Here is a 19,204-nt window from a genome sequence, read left to right as displayed (position 1 = left end):
AGGCGTTAAATGACACTGCGATGACGCTTGTTTGACCGTTTTTTTAAGGGGTGATGACCGCGACTAGGTCGTTTCCGCTAGCGCTGACCGGATAGCTCCACGCTGATACACAGCGAATCGTGCAGCCAGTGCTCTTCATCAAACTCAATAGGGCGCTGCTGGTCGTCTAAAATGGCACGGTTAATATTTAACCCGGCAGTGCCGGGTGCAACGAATAGCTCTTCGGCATCCATTGGCGAAAGCGCTTCTGAGACCATGCGAATAGAGCGATTGGCCAGGTAGTGCCCCCAGCGCTCTCGCAACAGCCCCCAAAGCGATTGCCCACTATAGATATCTAGCAACTCTGGGGCACGCTCGGGTACTACCCACAGCGACTCCACCAGCACCGCGCGGTCATCCACGTAGCGGCGGCGGCGAATATGCTGAAACGGCTGGTCATCCGGCAGCCCCAGCGCCCGAGCCGCGGGCGGGTGAGCGCGGCTTTCCAGCTTCAAAACGGCCGTGCGTGGCTGCCGCCCCTGGGCGCGTACATAGTCGTTAAAGCCCGCGTCACGGGTGGGGTCGTAAACCAAACGGGCGGGAGAAATAAACCAGCCGCGTCGATTGCTGCGGTGTATCAGACCCTCCCCTTCTAGCTGAGAAAGCGCTTGGCGCAGGGTCACGCGGGTGGTGGCAAAGCGCTCGGCCAATGACCGCTCTGCGGGAAGCTTGCCTTCCCACAGGGCGGCATTTTGATCGATTAACGTGCGAAGCTGTTCGGTTAACTGTAAATAGTAGGCATCAGACATGCGCCGATTTTCCTGGCAGAGCATTAGGCGACGAAGCGCTTGAGGGCGTCCGCCAGTCTAAGCGCCGCCAACCTTCAACGCTAGCCACCTCGGCCAGTACCGGGTCTGGGTTAACTGCCACGGGGCAATCGACATATTGCAGTAACGGTAAATCGTTGCGGGAGTCTGAATAGAAGGTGGTGTGGCAAGCAGTGATCTGCTGTTCGGCCAGCCACTCTTTCAAGCGCAGCACCTTGCCGCCGCGATAGGAAAAAATACCTTCGCTACCGCCGGTATAGCGCGCGTCTTCATTCACTCCGTGCTCCACGCTTAGCTCGACCGCCAGCACATGCTCAATCCCCAGGGTGGTGGCAATCGGCTCGACCAGATGGCGAGAGGCAGCGGAAATCAGTAGCAGGGTATCGCCAGCCTGGCGGTGCGCTTCCAGGCAGGCCCAGGCTTGTTCAAAAATACGCGGTTGCAGATGCGTGGCCACAAAGCGCTCGACCTCTTTTTGCACATCTTTCACCCGGCGTCCGCGCAGCGGTGCCAGGGTCATGGCCAGATACTCTTCAAGTTTTAGCTTGCCCGCGTGATAGGCCAGATGCATCTTTTCGGCACGAGCCATAAAGGCCTCGGCATCGCTGATCCAACCTTGCTCTATCATCCATAAATTCCAGCGGTCGCTGCAGTCTCCGTCCAGGAGGGTGTCGTCAAGATCAAACAGGGCCAGGCGCATGGGAGCACTCCTTTCATCGCGGGTTGGCGGCGCGTAGGGTATGCCAAAGGTGATGACAGGACGATGACGCTAATAGAAGACGACGATGAGCAAACTAGAAGACTAAGTAGTTAACCACTGCGTCGCAAACTCATCGGCAGGCAGCGGGCGGCCAAACCAGTACCCTTGTGCCTCATTGCAACCCATTGCGGCAAGCAAATTCGCTTGGTCGCGCGTTTCAACGCCTTCCGCCACGGTTTTCATCTCTAGCGCTTTTGCCATGGCGATGATGGCCTGAACAATGGTGCGGTCATTTTTGTTTTCGAGCATTTCACGCACAAAGGAAATATCAATTTTCAGTGCGTCGGCAGCGAAGCGCCGTAGGTAGGAAAGCGAAGAATAGCCGGTGCCGAAATCATCGATAGAGAGAGCATAGCCCGCTTGTCGCATGGCGTGGGTGATCTCAACGGCCTGATCTGGGTCGCGCATAAAATCACTTTCAGTGAGCTCCAGGGCGATAGCGCTCGACGAAACGCCGGCGGTGAGTTGCGCAATGTGGTGGGTAAGCTCAGGATCGGCAAACTGTTGGGCGGAAATATTGATCGATAGCCTCCCTGGCAGCCCACCCTCAGGCTGTTCACGCCATGCCAGTAGCTGCCTTGCGGACTCTTCCAGCACCCAGTCTCCCAAGGCACGAATCAAACCGCGCTCTTCAGCCAGGGGAATAAACTCGCCGGGGCTCACCCAGCCCCACTCGGCATCGTGCCAGCGGCACAGGGCTTCTGCACCAGTCAACTGACCACTGGTAAGGTTCACCTGGGGCTGAAAGTAGAGTTCTAACTTGTGTTCAGTAATTGCCGCGCTGAGTCGCTCGGTCATCTGTTGGCGTCGATGTAGCGCGTGGCGCATCGTTTGGGAATAGGGGCAGATACTATTTTCGCGCCGCTTGGCGTGGTGGAGAGCAATGCTGGCAGCGTTAAATAGTTCGCCCGCCTCGCTCACATGCTGCGGATAATGAGCAAAACCGATGCTGACATCGAGGTGAAAGACACGCCGCTCCAGATGAAGCGGCGGCTTAACCACTAAGCGTAGCTGCTCCACAAGGCTGCCAATGTCACGAGGGGTGGTATCGGCCACCAGCAGGGCAAATTCATCCCCTGACAAACGCGCCAACGAGCCGTATGAGTGGCTGATCTTCGCTAAACGATCAGCCACTGTCACCAGCAGTTGATCGCCCACTTGGTGACCGTGCAGATCGTTGACCTCTTTAAAACGGCGGATATCCAATAACAGCAGTGAAAGCCCATGCTCGCCTTGCTGGGCTTCTTGCCACATTTGCGCTAGCAACTCCATAAAACGGACGCGGTTAGGTAAACCGGTGGTACTGTCGGTATAGGCTAACTGGTGCATGTGCCGATGGTCGCGCCGACGCTCAAGCTCTGCTGCAGCACCGGTCGAAAGAATTTGCAGCACAGAGGTGGCGAACGCATTGGTGGTCAGCGGCTGTCGATAAAATACCATCATCACGCCAATGGCCTCGCCGTTGGCATTATCCAAACGCCGCCCAATCCATGCTCTTGTGGGTAGCAGTGTGCCTGGTAATAACAGCGGCGAACCATCATGCATGACTGCTTCACGCTCCAACACTACCTGCTCGCTGGGCGAGCCTCGCAGCGCAAAGGTGTGCTGTTCTCGCTGAGCCCCATCAACCACCATGCTGACAGTCGTCGCCTGCCCATAGACATTTTCATCGCCCTGGGGTGAAGTATGCAGCAACGCAATAAAGCCTGCATCGGCTTCCAGCACCTTGACCAAGGTCACAATCAACTGCTGAAAATAACCATCCCCGACTTGGGTCGTGACCGTAGAAGCCACTTGAACCACAGCGTTTTGCACCCGCTGCGACTCTTGCTGGTCGGTCACATCCGAGATAAACCCTTCCAAGCATACGATTTCGCCCGCCTCATCTATGACGGCTTGGCCTTGCTCCCACATCCACCGATAACCACCGTCGCGATGGCGCAGCTGGTAGATCACACGGTAAGGGCATCTGTTGGCAATGGCCGACTGTACCTCATGGAAGACCTTGTCCTGGTCATCAGGATGAATCAGGGCAGCAAAACTGATCAGCCGATTACCCTGTAATTCGTCAGGCCGGTACCCGGTCAGCGTTTCGGCCCCTTGGCTCACCAGTTGCATAGTCCAATTGCGGTCATTCAGGCAGCGATAGGCCATGCCCGGCAGATGGTTGAGCAGCGTATCCAAACGGCGTTCACTTTCCCGCGCGACCTCTTCGCTCTTTCTTAATGCCTGCTCTGCTTTTTGTCGGCACAGCTCTGCACCCGCCTGGGCGGCGGCGATTTGCAATATCTCATTGGCTAGATCGTCCAACTGCATGGGGGCGTTTTTGAGTACCGCTAACAAACCAACTAGCGAACCATCCGCCGCATAGAGCGCCCGCCCCAAATAACTCTCGGCACCCAGTTCACAAAGCAGTTTATCGTCAGGAAAGCGTGACTGAACATCATGGTCATAAAGGCAGGTTTCGCGTCCTAACACAGTCTCGCAAGGGGTACCGGTCAGCGTGTAAGTAACATTGCTCAGCAAGTTGCCATTTGACCAAACGGCCAACGTCTCAGCCCGATGCAATTGAGTTACATCGGCGACTAACACATGATCAACGCCTAGTATCGTCGCTAAACGTTCCACCAACGTTGCATAAAAACGCGGGCTCCCACTGTGCCCTACGCCTTCTGCCAATTGGCGGAATATATCGGCCGCGTCGTTCTTTGTGTGCATTGTTGCACTCACTTTTTTAATTCTGAAGCGGCTTGGGCGCCTGCCACTAACCTCATAAAGTATATATAGCGGCCTACAAAGCACAAACCGCTCTTTTCCAACTATAACAACGTCAACAGTAGCTGGATATATGGTAAAATTAGGTATCGCCTCATAATGGCTGGCGGCTACGCTACAAAGTGCGCAGGAGATAACGTGACTAATACATCGACCAAGGATGAAGCACTGTATGGAATGCTAACTGAAGCACTGCCTGGTTTTCTGATCAGCGATTTCCTCAAGTGCCAACGCTTACCTTCGCTTCCCTCAATCGCATTACGCATCCTCAGATTAACGCAATCGTCAAAAGCGACTATCAACGATGTTGCTGACACCATTGAACACGATCCAGCATTGACCACTCGGTTAATATCTCTCGCCAATAGCGTCCACCACACCCGCTCCGCCAATCCGACACAAACATGCCTGGAGGCTATCCAGCGACTAGGGCTAGATGCAACGTTAACGGTCGTGTTGAGCTTTAACCTTTTTCAGCACCCCAGTAAAGGGCCGCAGCATACTCATATTTGGCGACGGTCTATCATGTCTGCGCTGATAGCGCGCCAACTTGCTGAACAAGCGTGCCCTAAACAGGCAGGTAATGCGTTTACAGCAGCGCTGCTACAGGATATTGGCATATTGGCACTGAGTGCGACTTACCCCGAGCAAGCAGACGAACTCTATAGTGATAGTGCTATCTCCCATACCCAGCTTATTGCGGAGGAGCAGCGTTACTTTGGTGGTGACCACACCGTTATTGGGGCATGGCTGGCAGCCAAATGGGGGCTCCCATCGGCGATGGTCAACACCATACGTTTTAGTCACGCCTGCTATCAAAGCGATAGCTTAATGGATATGTGTGTTCGTCTATCCGGCCCCACGGCGGATGCCTGCCTATCAAAAGCTCCTGAAGAACAGCTGGCCGCCCTGATAGCCGATATAAGCACGACAGCGGATGTGCCCTCTCTCTCATTTAAAAGCGTTCTACAAGAAGTTCAGCCCAAAATGGAGTTGATCGCTAAAACGCTGATGATTGACACCCCCGCGGCTATTGATCCCAAAGAGCTGCTTGAAAATGCTCAGCAGCTCTTGCTAAATCATACGCTTATACTCAATAGCCGTAGAGAAGCCCAACACAAAGCATTAACGATGTTGCGTAAAGGGTACAGCGACCCGGATGGATTCAACAAAAACATTGCTTTCAAAAAACTTAACCCCCAATCCCGCGCTAAATCTTAAACCTCTGGCCAGAACATGCATGCCATCAGGCGTTCCGGCCAGAGCGTTTTCTCTACTTCATGCTTAACCGTCTTTCTTTTATAAGCACCTCACCGAGTCATTGCCTCAGGTAGATAGAGAGCGATACCCGGAAAGATGTGCATTAAGGCAATCGCCAACAGCATGAGAAGAAAGAACGGCAACGTGGCTTTGGTAATGGTCAGAATATCTTTACCGGTTAGCCCCTGAATCACGAACAGGTTGAAGCCCACCGGTGGGGTAATCTGGGACATCTCGACCACCACGACCAGATAAATACCGAACCAGATCAGATCGAACCCAGCGGCGCTCACCAGCGGCATGATAATCGCGGTGACTAGCAGGATCAGCGAGATACCGTCGAGAAAACAGCCCATCACCAGCAGCAGCAAGGTAAGCGCAATTAGCAGCATGGTAGGTGAAAGCCCCATCTCACCAATCGCCTGCGCCAGCTTCATGGGTACCTGGGTAAAGCCCATCGCCGAGGTTAAAAACGACGCACCGGCAATAATAAAGGCGATCATGCAAGCAGTACGCACGGCGGCAAACAGCGAGCTTTTAAAAATGTCGCGATCAAAGTGACCGTTAAAGCGCGCAATCACGATTGACAATACCACACCGACTGCCGCGGCCTCAGTAGGCGACGCTAACCCGCCATAGATCGAAAAGATAATCCCGCCGATCAACAGCAGAATAGGTACCAGCGACCAGGTATTGCGCAGCTTTTCAGCAAAGCTCATACCGGATTCATCTTCGCCGGTCAGCCCTTCACGGTTGCCCTTGAGCAACGCCCACAAAATGAGGTAGCTCATAAACATGGCCAGGATCATCAGTCCCGGGCCAATACCGGCCATAAACAGCCTGGAGATCGACTGTTCGGTGACCACACCGTAAACGATGAGCACAATGGAGGGTGGAATCAAAAGTCCCAAAGTGGAGGCGCTGGCCAAGGTGCCAATCGCCATATTGCTGTCGTAACCCCGCCGCTCGAGCTCTGGCAGGGTCATTTTGCCCACCGTGGCACAGGTGGCCGCCGAAGAGCCGCACACCGCTGCAAACATGCCGCTGCCAATAATATTGGTATGCAGTAAGCGCCCCGGCAGGCGGTTTAACCAGGGCGACAAGCCACGAAACATATTGTCCGCAAGCCCAGAGCGAAACAGAATTTCCCCCATCCAGATAAACATAGGCAGCGCGGTGAGATCCCAACCGTAGCTGGCGCCCCAAAAATCGGAGGCTAAAATAGCGCCCGGCGAGAAAGAGCTGAAGAACTCTAGCGCTATCCAGGCAGTGCCGATTAGCGCAAAGGCAATCCACACCCCGCTCCCTAGCAGAACCACGAGGGTGAAAATGGTGGCGAGACTTAGTAGCAGCACAAGGATCTCTCCAATTTAAAAGGCAGAAGCAGTGTTAACAGTGGCCCCGTTAACCGCTGCATACTCAACACAGACGACGTACTCAACCAAGACATAGCTATCGTCACCATTTAGTGGCCCTCGCTTTCATCTGGGGCAGTCGCTTCACGAAAACTCGCAGGATCGCGAATGGCAATCCGTAGCGCCATAAACAGGGCTTCAGCGAGCGCCAAACAGAGCAGCCCTACGCTGGTCGCGAGCACAAGCTGGGGGATCCAGAGCGGAATCGACACAAAGCCTGAAGAGACATCGTTGTATTGCACGCTCTCCCTCGCCAACCCAATGAGGCCGTAACTGAGCATTAGGCTGATCGCCAGGGCGATGATGAGGCAAAACACTTCAAACCACACACGGATTGCCGGTGGTAGCCGGGTAATCAACAGCGTCACGCGAATATGGGCGTGATGCACAAAGGTGTAGGCCAACCCCAGAAAGGTCGCCCCCACCAATAGATAAGAAGCGATTTCCGAAACGCCGGTAATACTGATGCCCAGGCGGCTCAGCCCCACGAGCACCAGCAGGGCGTCTACCAGGCGGAAGGTCACCTGAAGCGCTATCAGCGTGCAAATGGCAACCATGCAGGCCGCCGCACCCCAAGCACCCAGGCGATAGAGCTTGTCGAATTTAAACGTCATGTTCGCAGCCTCACGAAGCACGCGGGAAAACGTACTTAGAAAACGTACTTAGGAAAAGCGCGTAGCAAAAGCAGGGGCAGCGCCAAAATCACCGCCCCTGCGGAAACCATCACGATAGAGCCTAGTTAAAAAGTATTTAGCTTAAACCGTGTTTAGGCTAAATAGCGCTTAGCTGTCGCGCTGCTCGCGATAGGATTCCAGTGCCTGTTTGGCTTCGTCGTCAGCACGGGACTGCCAATCTTCAAACAGTTTGTCACCGGCTGCCTGGAGTGCCTCTGAAACAGCTTCGTTAGGCTCTGAAACAGAGATACCGTTCTCTTGCAGAGCTTCTAAGCTCGCCTGATTATCTTCGCGGCTCATCTCCCAACCACGTTTTTCAGCCTCAGCGGCGGCTTCCATCAGAGCGTCCTGAGTCGCTTCATCCAGGCCATCAAAACTACGTTGGCTAATGAAGACGATATTTTTTGGCAGCCATAGGTTAGCGTCGGTGTAATCAGTCACGTAATCCCACGCCGCCATGGAGTTACCGGTAGAGCTTGAGGTGATCATGGCATCCACACGGCCAGTGCTAAACGCAGTGGGTATATCAGACTCTTCGGTTTCGGTGGGGCTACCGCCCAGATTATCGACAAAGCGCTGGGTATTGATGTTAGGTGCACGAACGCGCAAGCCTTCAAACTGCTCAGGGTCAGTAAGAGGTTTAGAGGTATAGATACCTTGCGCAGGCCAAGCGACGGCGTAGAGCGGAATCAACCCCTCATAGGCAAACAGCTCGGTGATCATCGGCTTGGTGGCTTCCCACAGCGCGTAGGCGTCGTCATAGCTGCCGGCCACACCGGGCAGTGTATCCACTTCGAAAATGGGATCATCGTTGGAAAGAACGGAGAGGAATACTTCACCCGCATCAATCGTGCCACGGCGAACCGACGGCTTGATTTCACCATGCGATACCAACGAGCCGCCGCTATGTACGGTAATGGTTAACTCGCCATCGGTAGCTTCGGCCACGTCCTCAGCGAACTGCTTGTTGTTTTGGGTATGAAAGCTGGCATCACCGTAAGGCGTGGCCATGGTCCATTCCGCGGCATGAGCCGTCACCGTTAAACCGCAGGCGGTCGCCAGGAGCAATGAAGTCGTTATTGTCTTGCGCATCATAAGAACCCTCTTATTTCTATTAATAGTATGGTGCTAATAGTGTGTTGCTTCGGTGGTACCAGAGGAGGCACTGGCAGTAACCCAGCGCCCGGAGAAAAGTGTTGTTGTCATATCGGCACGGCGCGCCTGAGCATAGCTGCAGGCACACTGCTGAGCCAATCGGGCAACGCCACGACAAAAGCGCGGGTGGTTAGCGTTGCGCCATATCACATCATAGTGCATGGCCGGTAACGGCACCGGTAGCGAGAGACGGTAGAGCTCCCCTCGCTGCCACTCATCCAGCACAGTGGCGACAGGCAGCGCGCCAATCCCCAACCCTTCGGTGGTCATTCGTACAATGGTCATTAGTGTGCTGACGCTATGGATACGAGGATTAGCGATTCCCTGCTCTGCCAAATAACTCACTAACTCTGCATAGGGACGAGCCTGCTTACCAAATGAAATAAACGGCAACTGCTTGCCCCAAGTGTCGGCACTTTCGCCCAGTTGCTTGACGTGCCGCGGAGAGACAAACATGCCCATTTCATAAGGGCTCAAGGACTCGTACTCGATCTGCTTTTGCGGTGAATAGCCATTCATCGCCAATACAATATCCAGTTCGTTGCCCAGTAGCCGCTCATTGAGCACCGGCGAGTAATCGACCGTCAGTTCAATGGTCAAACGCGGATACCGCTCGGTTAAACGGCGCATAAATTCGGGAAACCAGCTATGGGCGATGGTTTCAATCGTGCCGAGCCGCAATGGTGCAGAAAACGCCTCTTCGTCATCGAAAAGCTTCATCGCCTCGTCACGCTGGTGCAGCATCCGCTCAGCATGCACAAAGAACTCGCGGCCTCGCATAGTCGGCTGAATAGGCCGGGCGGCACGCTCCAGCAGCAGCTCTCCTACTGTGGTTTCCAAGCGTGAAATACGCTCAGAAACAGAGGGCTGAGTAAGGTGCAGGCGGGTCGCCGCCTTACGGAAGGAGCCGAGCCTCACTGCCCATACGAACGCCTCAAGTTCTTTAAAATCGAGCATAGTGACTCGCCTACAAATATGACTTACTGGAGTAAAAACACTGCTGTGCTGATACGCAAAGAGACCGGCGGAGTGCTACGGCTCATGACGACCTGATAACTATGCAACTTGAAGACCACTACGCAACTTTAAGACCACTATGCAACTTTAAGACCAATCCCAGCAGCGCTATGTCACCAACGTTATTATCACGCCCCGCTCCTAATGTGATAAGCGTATCGTGCCCAAGCGTCAACCCTTTTTCCAATAAATAACAATATGATAGAAGCACCCGATAGTTAGTATCGTCAAAAACGATTGGCACTGGGCAAGCCATGTTCATATATTGGTGGTGGACTACAATTCAGCGCTAACCAATCAAGCGCACCCACTGCATCGACATAGGAGTCGCTATGGCCATCCCCCTGCTTAATTGCGATATGGGCGAAAGTTTCGGCAACTGGCACCTCGGCCTGGATGCCGATGCGATGCCTTTCGTCGACTGCGCCAACATCGCCTGCGGCTTCCATGCCTCCGACCCCCATGTCATGCGCCGCACCGTCAAACTAGCGGTTCAAAATGGCGTGCGCATTGGCGCGCACCCGGGTTATCCGGATTTGATGGGCTTTGGCCGCCGCTCAATGGCCTGCTCGCCGGAAGAAGCGGAAGATATGGTGCTCTACCAAGTGGGAGCTTTGGCGGGCATCTGCCAAGCCGAAGGCACCCAACTGAGCTATATCAAACCGCACGGTGCGCTGTACAACGACATGGCTGCCAACCCGGCGCTGCTCGAAGGCGTCATGCGCGCGGTACGTGCGTATGACGCCAGCCTGCCGTTAATGATTATGTCCACCGCGGACCCCGAACCACATCGCGAGCTGGCCGCCAAAATGGGCATTACCCTCTGGTTCGAAACCTTTGCCGACCGTGCTTATGACGGTAACGGCCACTTGGCCTCACGACGGCTGCCTAACGCTGTGCACCACGACCAGAACACCATCGTCAATCAAGCCATCAAGCTGGCCAAAGGCGAGCCGCTCACCGCACTCGACGGCACAACGCTGCATTTACCCTGCGATACGCTCTGCGTTCATGGCGACAACCCCGAGTCAGTGGCCGCCGTGCGCGCTATTCGCGAGGCCTTTCAGGCGCTGGAGCAGGCGTGAAACCCATTAGTGAAAGAAGAGTTGAAACTGCCGCGATGGACGCCCTGATGGTGCGATTGTTCGACACCATCGATGAGGCCAATATGGCCTGGGTCATCGCTGCCGACCAAAAGTTGCGTAGCACCTTTGGTTCAGCGTTAATTGATCTAGTGCCCTCTTACACCACGCTGTTGCTGCATTACGACTGCCAGCAGTTAACCCATAGCGAGGCGATTCAACTTATTCACAAGGCGCTTTCTGGTCTTACCCCTGTGGATACTCAAGCCGGTGAGCTGCACGATATCCCGGTGTGGTACGACGAAAGCGTGGGCCCCGAGTTACCCATGGTCGCCAAACGCGCAGGCTTAAGCATTGATGACTTGATAGCGCAGCACTGCAACCACGACTACTGCGTGTTCGCGCTGGGGTTTGCCCCCGGCTACGGTTTTATGGGTTTGGTAGACGAATCTCTCGCTACGCCGCGCTTGAAAACGCCGCGCCGTAAAGTCGCAGCAGGTAGCGTGGGGATTGCCGATCGTCAAACCGCGATCTACCCACTGCTCTCGCCGGGCGGCTGGAATATTCTAGGGCGCACCAACGTGCCGCTATTCGAGCACGCCAAACGTGGCGATCCCCTGTTTCGCCCCGGCGATAAGGTGCGCTTTAGAGCGATCTCCCGGGAAGAGTTTGAAGCAGATGGTGGCGATACCACGCCCATGGAGGAGCGCCCATGAGTCACGTCACCATGAATGAAGCACACAAGGGGCTGGTGGTTAAGCAAGCGGGACCACTAACGCTGATTCAAGATGCCGGACGATTTGGCGTCGGCCACTTAGGCGTTACTCAGGGCGGCGCTGCCGACTGGATCTCTTTTCGCTGGGCTAACTGGCTGCTGGGTAACGCTTTAAACAGCGCTGCGCTGGAAATCGTCATGGGCGGCGGCTTGAGCTTTGAAACCGAACGCGAAGTGCGTCTGGCGTTGACCGGCGCCGATCTAGACGCCCAGTTGGATGGCAAACCGTTTGCACCCAATACCAGTTTCAAGCTACTGCCGGGCCAGCGCCTGGTATTTCGCCAACCGCGCCAGGGTTTGCGCGCCTATCTCGCCTTTCCCGGCGGGCTAAATGCGCCAGAAGTGCTGGGCAGCCGCTCCTGCACTGCCCGCGAGCAATTGGGGGGCTTACAGGAAGATGGCAAACCGCTAAAAGTGGGCGACCGGTTAACCTGGAAAGGCACCGCTCCGGCAGTGCGGCGCATTCCTGAAAGCCAGGGCCCGCGCATGCCTGCGTCTGGCTGCCGCTTACCCATCGTGCTCGGCTCGCAAATCGCCTCCTTCAGTGGCCATGCACTTTTCCAGGCGTTCAACCAACCCTGGACAGTGGATAATCGCGCCGACCGGATGGGCGTACGCCTCACCGGCCCAGCCCTACACGGCTCACTAAAGGGCATTATTTCCGAAGGCATTCCGCTGGGAGCAGTTCAAGTGCCGCCGGACGGCCAGCCAATTGTGCTGATGAATGACCGCCAGACAATCGGCGGCTACCCGCGCCTAGGCGCCCTCACCCCCATCGCCTGCGCTACGCTGGCCCAGTGTTTACCCGGCACCCAGGTTTGGTTAACCCCTGCCAGCGCCAGCCAAGCGCAAGATGATTACCGACATCAGCTAACGGTTTGGCACTAAAGTAAAAAAGCCCCGAACCAGGGGCTTTATCAGTATCTCGTGTCTCAAGAGCGCTAGCTTCTAGCCATCTGCAGTTCCTTAACGACGATATCGCCATCAATGACGATGGGCTCATCGTCCAGGAAGAGCGAGCAGTTGCGCATGGGAATATCCAGATGGCAGGCGGTATCGTTAGACCCGCCCAGTTCGCTGTTAGGGCCGGTGGAGAACATTACGTTGCCATAAAAGCTACGCGGTTCCATCCCCATGCCACCCGGGAACTCCCCCGGCACCATGCGGTGCCATTTGGCATTAGGGTTCATGCCCCAGCCTACGTGGCTCATGCCCATGCCGCGCGGGTCGTTAAAGCTATCCATATAGGATTTCACTAGCTCCGCATCGAGCCCACCACGTATATCGGTAATCCAGCCCTTTTCAATGGTGTAGGTAATAGGCTCTCGAACATACATGTTTTGGGGAAGCAGAATATCGCCCGGCGCCACCACAATGGTGCCATCAACGCCATCGTCATCACCGCCGGTGAACACAAAGCCAGAGGGCCAGTGATCCCAACGCCCCGGTTCGTCGGTACAGGCATACTCAGCAACCGTCTCATAAGTATTCAGTTGGTAGGTGACATCCGTGCCGTGGGGCGAGGTGATGCGCATCACTTTGGCTTTTTCCAGCAGCGCGGCGGCCAGTTCGACCTTTTCCCTTAGCTCTTTGGTGGGCAACATTCTGGCCAGCAGTTCTGGCGGTTCAACCGCCGTCAATATACGCGTACCCGCGGCTTGGATCGCCATTTGTTCGGGAGAGAACAGCAGGAAAATACAATCGATCAACATGTCGCAGTTTTTAAGCGCTTCCACCGCATCGGGCATGCTAGCAAGCCCCGTTGCTCCCACGGCCCAGCCGCCGGTAGGTAACGGCGCGGGTAACCGCATGTGGTACATATTGGCGCCTAAACGCTGCCCCGCCGCCATAAAGGCATCCGCATAATCAAGGCGTTCGCTGCCCTGGGTCAGTACGACGAGTTTTTCGCCTTCATGTACGCCGGACATTTTTAGCTGATGGAGGCAAATTTCGGCAAAGCTTGCGTGATCCATAAAGTCTCCTAACTCCCCAGGCGAAAGCACAGCTGTAACGTACCGGGAAGTGTTAGCTGAGAGCGCTCGTGCTCGCCTTTGGGCACACCAAGCGCTCTATGGTGTTATCGGGTCAAAGCTGAACGTCAATTAGGCAGCCGCCTCTTTCGTCGCTTGATCGGTGGTAGTACTGCGCTTTTTGCTCAGCTCTTCAGAGATAGCCGCAAAGAAAGCATCCGTGGTGGCTTGATGAGGCTTGGTGGCTAAACTAACGCCAACAAACAGCACACTAGCGACCACAATGCCCCATACACCGGCGGGCAGGCCCAGCAGTGAATTACCAGTGGCATACATCAGCAGTACAAAGGCGCTGGTGCCCACCACGCTTACCAGTGCACCGACGCCAGTACCGCGCTTCCAATAGAAGGCACCGATAAGGGCGGGCACCATGGCTACCAGACCAGAGGAAGCAGCCACCGACAGCACCGCAATAAGGTCAAGCTGCAGCTCGGCAAAGGCCAGCGCCATCAGTGCGATCACCGGCACCACGAACTTGCCCACCAGCAGTTGGCGCTTTTCACTGACGTTCGGTTTAACGTTCGCATAGACGTCGCGGGAGACCATGGACGCCAGGGTCAGCATGATCGAATCGATGGTGGAGACGGCGGCGGCCATGATGCCGATCATTACGATGACGCCAAGCACTGGCGGTACAAACTCCGAGGCCAACAGCGTGGGCGTGGCTAAATCTGCACTTGCAAGACTTGGGAAAGCGGCTAAGGCAGAGAAACCCCAAAGCACAGAGACCATGGTGTAGATAAAACCAAACACCAGGAAGCCAATCAGCATGTGGCGCATGGAGCGCAGCGAGGAGGGCATAAACAGGCGTTGACTGACCTGTGGGTTGGAGATACTAAAGAAGAACCAGGGAATGGTGAGCCCCAGGAAAGTGACAAAGCTGAACAGGCCAGGGCCAGGCACCGTGAGTGACTGCGGATGTTCCGTTGCCAGCGTATCGAATAGTGCGCCGAAACCACCCAAGCCCTGGATCACCAGGAAGGCCACCAGGGTTGAGGCAACAATCATCATGATGGCCTGGAGCGAGTCGGTCCACATCACCGAACGAATCCCCGCGATATAGGAGAAGAAGATAGCGATCACCGTGGCCAGCACCACCCCGGTAGTAAAGGTAATCGCGCCATCAGTAATCCCCTGCAACAGGTAACCGACACCCGCGAGCTGAACGGCCGAGTAGGGAATCAGGAAGATACAACTGGCAATCGAGACAGCCATGGCCACATGTTTGCTGTTGTAGCGGTGGCCCAGCATCTCGCTGGGCGTCACATAGCCGAACTTCTTGCCGACTGCCCAGAATTTGGGACCGAAAACAGCCACCAGAGAGACACCGGCGAAATAGATGATTTCAAAACCGAGCGCGCCAACGCCGCCTGCATAGGTAAGACCTGCCAAGCCCACCATCATAAATGCGCTATACGTCGTGGCACTGTAGCTCAGCGCCGAGACAAAGCCGTTCATTTGTCGGTTACCCAGGAAGTATCCCGACATACTTTCGGAAGGGCCTTGGCGAGACATAATCGCAATGCCAATAGCGATCAATAAGTAGATGGCAATGGACCACCAGATAAGTGACTCAGTCATTGCTGTGCTCCTCAAAGTCTTTAGTGATAAACACATTCAGCGCAATGATGGCCAACCCTGCCAACATCCAGAACAGGAAACTGCCGTACCAAAGCGCGACACCGCTCAAGAGGGTATAAGGCACCAGGTAGCTCAGCAGGACCACTGCCCATACTAGCCATATCCATTTACTGCGTTTCATAATCCACCTCGTTTTATTACGTCAGGGAGAAGAGTGAGTGTTGTTGTGGTGAGGCTGGCGTATATCTGCGATACGTTGTTTTACTTTTTGCCAAGGCGCTTTCTCTGGGGCAAAACGCGCTCGGAGATAGGTCGTCAAATCAGCGACCTGGGTATTACTAAAGCTGTCGGCAAAGCCGGGCATGCTACCAATACCGGGAATGTGTTCGGCGTGGACACCCCCCAAAATTGACTGAATAACGTTATCGGGATGATCGCTGTGTAAATTGGTATTCAGCGCCAGATTAGTGCCCGCCCTCGAAAAGGTAGGAACGCCAGAATCGACATGGCACGCCGCACAGGCGCCCTCGAAGAGCCGCTCCCCTGCCTCCATTTCTGTTGAGCTAACAGCTGCACTGGTCACGCGCTGCGTAGCGTCTGCCACGGCCGCATCGCTATTACTTGTGGGCGCCTGCATCTGGGCGGCCACATAGTGGGCAATAGCCCGCACATCGTATTCAGGCAGCTCAGCCAGCCCCGCTACCACCGGGGCCATAGGGCCAGAGGCAACGCCGTGAAGCTCAGATTCACCGTGGCGCAGATAGTCGTAAAGCGATGTTTCACTCCACGGGATGGGCGCACGCGACAGCGTATTAAGCGGTGGTGCTTCCCAACCATCTACAAAGGCACCGGCAAAGTACGCCTCGCCGCTTTTCTCAGCGCCCATGGCATTGCGGGGACTATGGCAAGCGCTGCAGTGGCCTAATCCTTCGGCAAGGTAGGCGCCCCGGTTATACAGTTCGCTCTGCATGGGGTCAGGCTGGAAAGGAGTTGCGTCATGATAAAGCGTATTCCAGCCTGCCATTAAGCTACGCACACTGAAGGGGAAAGTGAGCGCATTGGCTTTTTTTTCAGTCGACACGGGGGGCTGAGCCATTAAGTAGGCGTAAAGCGCCTGTAAATCGGCATCACTGATCTTAGCAAACGCCGTATAGGGGAACGCGGGATAAAGGTGGCTGCCATCACGGCTAATGCCGTGGCGCATGGCGCGCTCAAAGGCTGCGTAAGACCACTGACCAATCCCCGTCGCCTCATCCGGTGTAATGTTAGTGCTGTAGAGCGTCCCGAAAGGTGTCTCAAACCCACGCCCACCGGCATTGGTCACGCCACCTTCGGTGGTATGACACGCCGCGCAGTCACCTGCAGCCGCAACGAGTCGCCCGCGCTCAATGGTCTCGGCAGAATAGAGATTGGCGGCTGGCCGAGAGACAGGCGCAATGGCCCCTTTCCACGGCCATGCCATGGCCGCAGTGCCCGCAATGGTGGTAAACGCTGCGGCGGCTAACCAGCGCCGTTTCGTTGACCGCGGCGGTTTCAATTTAGATGGGCTCCCTGCCTCCTCGGTGGACGAAGCTTCGAGTGCCTGGCGCACGCGCTTGGCGGTAAACGGTGGTTGGCGAAAACGCAGGCCGGTGGCATCAAAAAGCGCATTGGCTATTACCGCAACACCCGGCGATAGCTCCGCACCGGTTAATACGTCTTCACCGACGGTTTGATTAACACCTTCCTCAACAGGGCTCGGCGAAGAAGGGGTGGTTGGTAATCCTGCTGAATATTCACTTTTAGTCAGTGTACGACTGCCGTCACCCCACTCGTCGAAACTGGGTGCCTGCCCCAAAAGGGGGCGCGCTTCACCCAAGACCCGGGCCTGTAGCGTTTGCTGAAGGCGATCAGTATCCACATCAGAGCCGACGTCCTGACCAACTACCAAACGGGTAAGCTGAACATCGCCGGTAACGCGATTGACCTCCACATCGGCAATCCAGGCAGAGCGCACTCCCGATTCCACGCGTTGTTCACGGTCAGGTAGTTGAGAGTAGGCAAAACCCCGCCCGCGCAATAGATCCTGGGGTAAAGAGTCCGCTGATGGATTGAACGCCCTTTGCCACTCGGCCCGTTTAGCAACGGACTCAATCAGCTCAATACCACGCGCATCGTCAAGATGTCGAAGTCGCAGCGCGACAGGGTCTTGGTCACTCTCGCGGGCAACCTCATCTAAAAAAGATTCCCGAGCGAACGTCTGCTGTATACCCATCAAGGTGGAATTGGTGGAGAGCGAGTCTGGCTGGGAGCGTGCGGCAAGGTATTGGTCGCGAAATACATAGGGCGAGAACGGCGTTGTGTCTTGCTCGCCGGCGGTGGCCTCAGCGCTGGACGTTGTTATCGCGGCCCTGCCACTTAACAACAACCCTACGGCAGCCACCTCACCAGTGAGATTGGCCTGCTGATAATGATAACGGGCTATCTCACCACTACTGGCAATATCCGCGTTTAGGGTAATTCGCTGCGCTTGGCCCAATGCCTGAACATCTTTGGCGTAGCGGGCATCGAGCCAAACGGCTACCGGGCCGCCCACCGTCCGCGACATCAACGCCGCATCCACGGCGGCATCGTCACCGCAATGGCGACCCAGCCCTGAGGCCTGATTTGATGCGTGTTCACCATCGGCGCCGTAAAGCTCAATCTGGCTAATATCCAGCGCGGTTAACCGGCTTAGATTCTGTTTAAGCGCCGCAGGGGTGACGGTTTGCCCCCACACACTCAATTGTTGGTCGCCACAATCGGCAATTACCCAGCTGGGGTGATTGCCCCAGCGCATGCGACTCGGCCAGCCATACCCATGGTTCGAATGCATGTACGACTGGCTAGGCCTTACAAGAGGCGAATCAGAGGGCGCTTGATCGCTTTCAGGCGCTTTTTCGGGCGTCTGGTGAACGGCCTGCCACTCAACCTTCAGCTGTTTAGCAGCATCGGTCGCCAAGGCCAAACTATCGGCAACCACCCCCACAAAATTCCCTTCCACCACGACTTCAATAGATCCAGATAGTGAGGCAATGCTGCTGCTATCGACGCCAACTAAGCGATCACTCTCAAAACACTCACCATTCCACCGGTAGTAAGGTGGACGCACGACGACACCAAAACGTGCCTGCGCTAGCAGCGCGGGGATGCCGGCCTGTTTTTGCTGGCCATGGAGCATCGACCCTTCACTCATGAGAAGCCTCCTGCAACGCGGCCGCGTTAATGACCACGGCACGCTCCGCTGCCTGGAGAATTTCAACATGGGTGCCACATCGGCAGAGGTTATGCTCTAAAGCGGTGCGAATCTGCTGCGCAGAGGGTTGGGTATTATGATTTAGCAGCGCACGAACAGTGATGATCATACCGTTCAAACAGTAGCCACACTGGGCTGCCTGAGCATCGATAAAGGCTTGTTGTACAGGGTCAAGCTCACCGCCCTGGGAAAGACCATCAAGGGTGGTGACCTCATGACCAACGGCAGCAGACACGGGCAGCACGCAGGTGCGTGCTGCCATGCCATCAATCAATACACTGCATGCCCCGCACTCACCCAAACCACAGCCATACTTGGGCCCATTGAGCGCCAGGTCGTTACGCAACACATTGAGCAATGGTGTCTGCGGCGGCACGGCCAGCTCATGTTCTTGCCCATTGATAGTTAGCTTTAGCGTCATAGGGGATCATCATCGTTATTGTTAAGCCCGCACTCTTGCTCTGGATAGGGCTTGGATATGACTTAGATGTTACTAATAAATACTGCCTGCCAAACACGCTTCGTAGCACCTTAAACCAGCCTATTTTCATCTACCTTTCACATACGGCCAATCGACTTGCACCAGCTAAGTGCAGAGCT

Annotated in this window: 16 protein-coding genes; 4 read left to right on the top strand and 12 right to left on the bottom strand. The window is 55.5% G+C overall.

The window, feature by feature from the left end:
* Positions 1–77 precede the first annotated feature (77 nt).
* The 3 genes from HZS52_RS07635 to HZS52_RS07625 form a co-directional block, all read right to left on the bottom strand.
* Entirely contained in the window at positions 78–788 is a 711-nt protein-coding gene (locus HZS52_RS07635) for a UTRA domain-containing protein (protein ID WP_050712999.1), read from the bottom strand.
* Positions 781–1,506, bottom strand: a complete 726-nt coding sequence (locus HZS52_RS07630; RefSeq protein WP_190374456.1) for an HAD family hydrolase — start codon at positions 1,504–1,506, stop codon at positions 781–783. Before HZS52_RS07630 ends, HZS52_RS07635 begins: the two co-directional genes overlap by 8 nt.
* 102 nt (positions 1,507–1,608) lie before the next feature.
* A complete protein-coding gene (locus HZS52_RS07625; RefSeq protein ID WP_138801139.1) occupies positions 1,609–4,284 on the bottom strand; it encodes a bifunctional diguanylate cyclase/phosphodiesterase in 2,676 nt (891 codons plus the stop codon).
* 195 nt (positions 4,285–4,479) lie between these two features.
* Between HZS52_RS07625 and HZS52_RS07620 the strand changes: the two genes are divergently transcribed.
* On the top strand, positions 4,480–5,562 hold the full coding sequence (locus tag HZS52_RS07620; RefSeq protein ID WP_223828085.1) for an HDOD domain-containing protein: 1,083 nt from the start codon (positions 4,480–4,482) through the stop codon (positions 5,560–5,562).
* Between the two features lie 89 nt (positions 5,563–5,651).
* Here the strand turns inward: HZS52_RS07620 and HZS52_RS07615 are convergent, their stop codons facing one another.
* From HZS52_RS07615 to HZS52_RS07600, 4 genes are all read right to left on the bottom strand, one after another.
* Positions 5,652–6,956 (bottom strand): TRAP transporter large permease, encoded by a 1,305-nt coding sequence (locus tag HZS52_RS07615; RefSeq protein ID WP_009286009.1) that lies wholly within the window; start codon positions 6,954–6,956, stop codon positions 5,652–5,654.
* Between the two features lie 110 nt (positions 6,957–7,066).
* The gene (locus tag HZS52_RS07610) at positions 7,067–7,630 is read right to left on the bottom strand and encodes a TRAP transporter small permease (protein WP_027957165.1); all 564 of its coding nucleotides are present in this window, start codon (positions 7,628–7,630) and stop codon (positions 7,067–7,069) included.
* Between the two features lie 168 nt (positions 7,631–7,798).
* Positions 7,799–8,782 (bottom strand): TRAP transporter substrate-binding protein, encoded by a 984-nt coding sequence (locus HZS52_RS07605; RefSeq protein WP_190374884.1) that lies wholly within the window; start codon positions 8,780–8,782, stop codon positions 7,799–7,801.
* A 36-nt stretch (positions 8,783–8,818) separates the two neighbouring features.
* Positions 8,819–9,802 (bottom strand): LysR family transcriptional regulator, encoded by a 984-nt coding sequence (locus HZS52_RS07600; protein ID WP_009286012.1) that lies wholly within the window; start codon positions 9,800–9,802, stop codon positions 8,819–8,821.
* A gap of 392 nt (positions 9,803–10,194) precedes the next feature.
* Between HZS52_RS07600 and HZS52_RS07595 the strand changes: the two genes are divergently transcribed.
* From HZS52_RS07595 to HZS52_RS07585, 3 genes are read left to right on the top strand one after another with little or no spacing between them, the layout of a single operon-like run.
* Positions 10,195–10,947, top strand: coding sequence for a 5-oxoprolinase subunit PxpA (locus tag HZS52_RS07595; protein WP_190374455.1), 753 nt, complete (start codon positions 10,195–10,197; stop codon positions 10,945–10,947).
* Positions 10,948–10,952: 5 nt separating this feature from the next.
* Complete coding sequence (gene pxpB, locus HZS52_RS07590) at positions 10,953–11,660, top strand: 5-oxoprolinase subunit PxpB (protein WP_422822541.1); 708 nt, start codon at positions 10,953–10,955, stop codon at positions 11,658–11,660.
* Entirely contained in the window at positions 11,657–12,607 is a 951-nt protein-coding gene (locus HZS52_RS07585) for a 5-oxoprolinase subunit C family protein (RefSeq protein WP_223828084.1), read from the top strand. The genes pxpB and HZS52_RS07585 overlap by 4 nt, the downstream gene beginning before the upstream one ends.
* A gap of 53 nt (positions 12,608–12,660) precedes the next feature.
* Here HZS52_RS07585 and HZS52_RS07580 read toward each other — a convergent pair whose 3' ends face one another.
* From HZS52_RS07580 to HZS52_RS07560, 5 genes are all read right to left on the bottom strand, one after another.
* On the bottom strand, positions 12,661–13,692 hold the full coding sequence (locus HZS52_RS07580; protein WP_022521542.1) for a 2,5-dihydroxypyridine 5,6-dioxygenase NicX family protein: 1,032 nt from the start codon (positions 13,690–13,692) through the stop codon (positions 12,661–12,663).
* A gap of 129 nt (positions 13,693–13,821) precedes the next feature.
* The gene (locus HZS52_RS07575) at positions 13,822–15,330 is read right to left on the bottom strand and encodes a sodium:solute symporter family protein (protein ID WP_022521541.1); all 1,509 of its coding nucleotides are present in this window, start codon (positions 15,328–15,330) and stop codon (positions 13,822–13,824) included.
* On the bottom strand, positions 15,323–15,511 hold the full coding sequence (locus HZS52_RS07570; RefSeq protein WP_022521540.1) for a hypothetical protein: 189 nt from the start codon (positions 15,509–15,511) through the stop codon (positions 15,323–15,325). The genes HZS52_RS07575 and HZS52_RS07570 overlap by 8 nt, the downstream gene beginning before the upstream one ends.
* Before the next feature lie 21 nt (positions 15,512–15,532).
* A complete protein-coding gene (locus HZS52_RS07565) occupies positions 15,533–18,544 on the bottom strand; it encodes a c-type cytochrome (protein ID WP_223828083.1) in 3,012 nt (1,003 codons plus the stop codon).
* A complete protein-coding gene (locus tag HZS52_RS07560) occupies positions 18,537–19,025 on the bottom strand; it encodes a (2Fe-2S)-binding protein (RefSeq protein WP_035581321.1) in 489 nt (162 codons plus the stop codon). The genes HZS52_RS07565 and HZS52_RS07560 overlap by 8 nt, the downstream gene beginning before the upstream one ends.
* Between the last annotated feature and the right edge of the window lie 179 nt (positions 19,026–19,204).

The organism is Vreelandella titanicae (assembly GCF_014697095.1).
In the GTDB taxonomy this organism is placed as follows: Bacteria; Pseudomonadota; Gammaproteobacteria; order Pseudomonadales; family Halomonadaceae; genus Vreelandella; species Vreelandella titanicae.
This window is presented reverse-complemented; position numbering and strand designations above follow the sequence as displayed.

Excerpts from the sequence above, each read along its gene's own strand:
- HZS52_RS07635 (WP_050712999.1), bottom strand. The coding sequence starts at position 788 with ATGTCTGATGCCTACTATTTACAGTTAACCGAACAGCTTCGCACGTTA.
- HZS52_RS07630 (WP_190374456.1), bottom strand. The coding sequence starts at position 1,506 with ATGCGCCTGGCCCTGTTTGATCTTGACGACACCCTCCTGGACGGAGAC.
- HZS52_RS07625 (WP_138801139.1), bottom strand. The coding sequence starts at position 4,284 with ATGCACACAAAGAACGACGCGGCCGATATATTCCGCCAATTGGCAGAA.
- HZS52_RS07610 (WP_027957165.1), bottom strand. The coding sequence starts at position 7,630 with ATGACGTTTAAATTCGACAAGCTCTATCGCCTGGGTGCTTGGGGTGCG.
- HZS52_RS07605 (WP_190374884.1), bottom strand. The coding sequence starts at position 8,782 with ATGCGCAAGACAATAACGACTTCATTGCTCCTGGCGACCGCCTGCGGT.
- HZS52_RS07600 (WP_009286012.1), bottom strand. The coding sequence starts at position 9,802 with ATGCTCGATTTTAAAGAACTTGAGGCGTTCGTATGGGCAGTGAGGCTC.
- HZS52_RS07595 (WP_190374455.1), top strand. The coding sequence starts at position 10,195 with ATGGCCATCCCCCTGCTTAATTGCGATATGGGCGAAAGTTTCGGCAAC.
- HZS52_RS07585 (WP_223828084.1), top strand. The coding sequence starts at position 11,657 with ATGAGTCACGTCACCATGAATGAAGCACACAAGGGGCTGGTGGTTAAG.
- HZS52_RS07580 (WP_022521542.1), bottom strand. The coding sequence starts at position 13,692 with ATGGATCACGCAAGCTTTGCCGAAATTTGCCTCCATCAGCTAAAAATG.
- HZS52_RS07575 (WP_022521541.1), bottom strand. The coding sequence starts at position 15,330 with ATGACTGAGTCACTTATCTGGTGGTCCATTGCCATCTACTTATTGATC.
- HZS52_RS07570 (WP_022521540.1), bottom strand. The coding sequence starts at position 15,511 with ATGAAACGCAGTAAATGGATATGGCTAGTATGGGCAGTGGTCCTGCTG.
- HZS52_RS07565 (WP_223828083.1), bottom strand. The coding sequence starts at position 18,544 with ATGAGTGAAGGGTCGATGCTCCATGGCCAGCAAAAACAGGCCGGCATC.
- HZS52_RS07560 (WP_035581321.1), bottom strand. The coding sequence starts at position 19,025 with ATGACGCTAAAGCTAACTATCAATGGGCAAGAACATGAGCTGGCCGTG.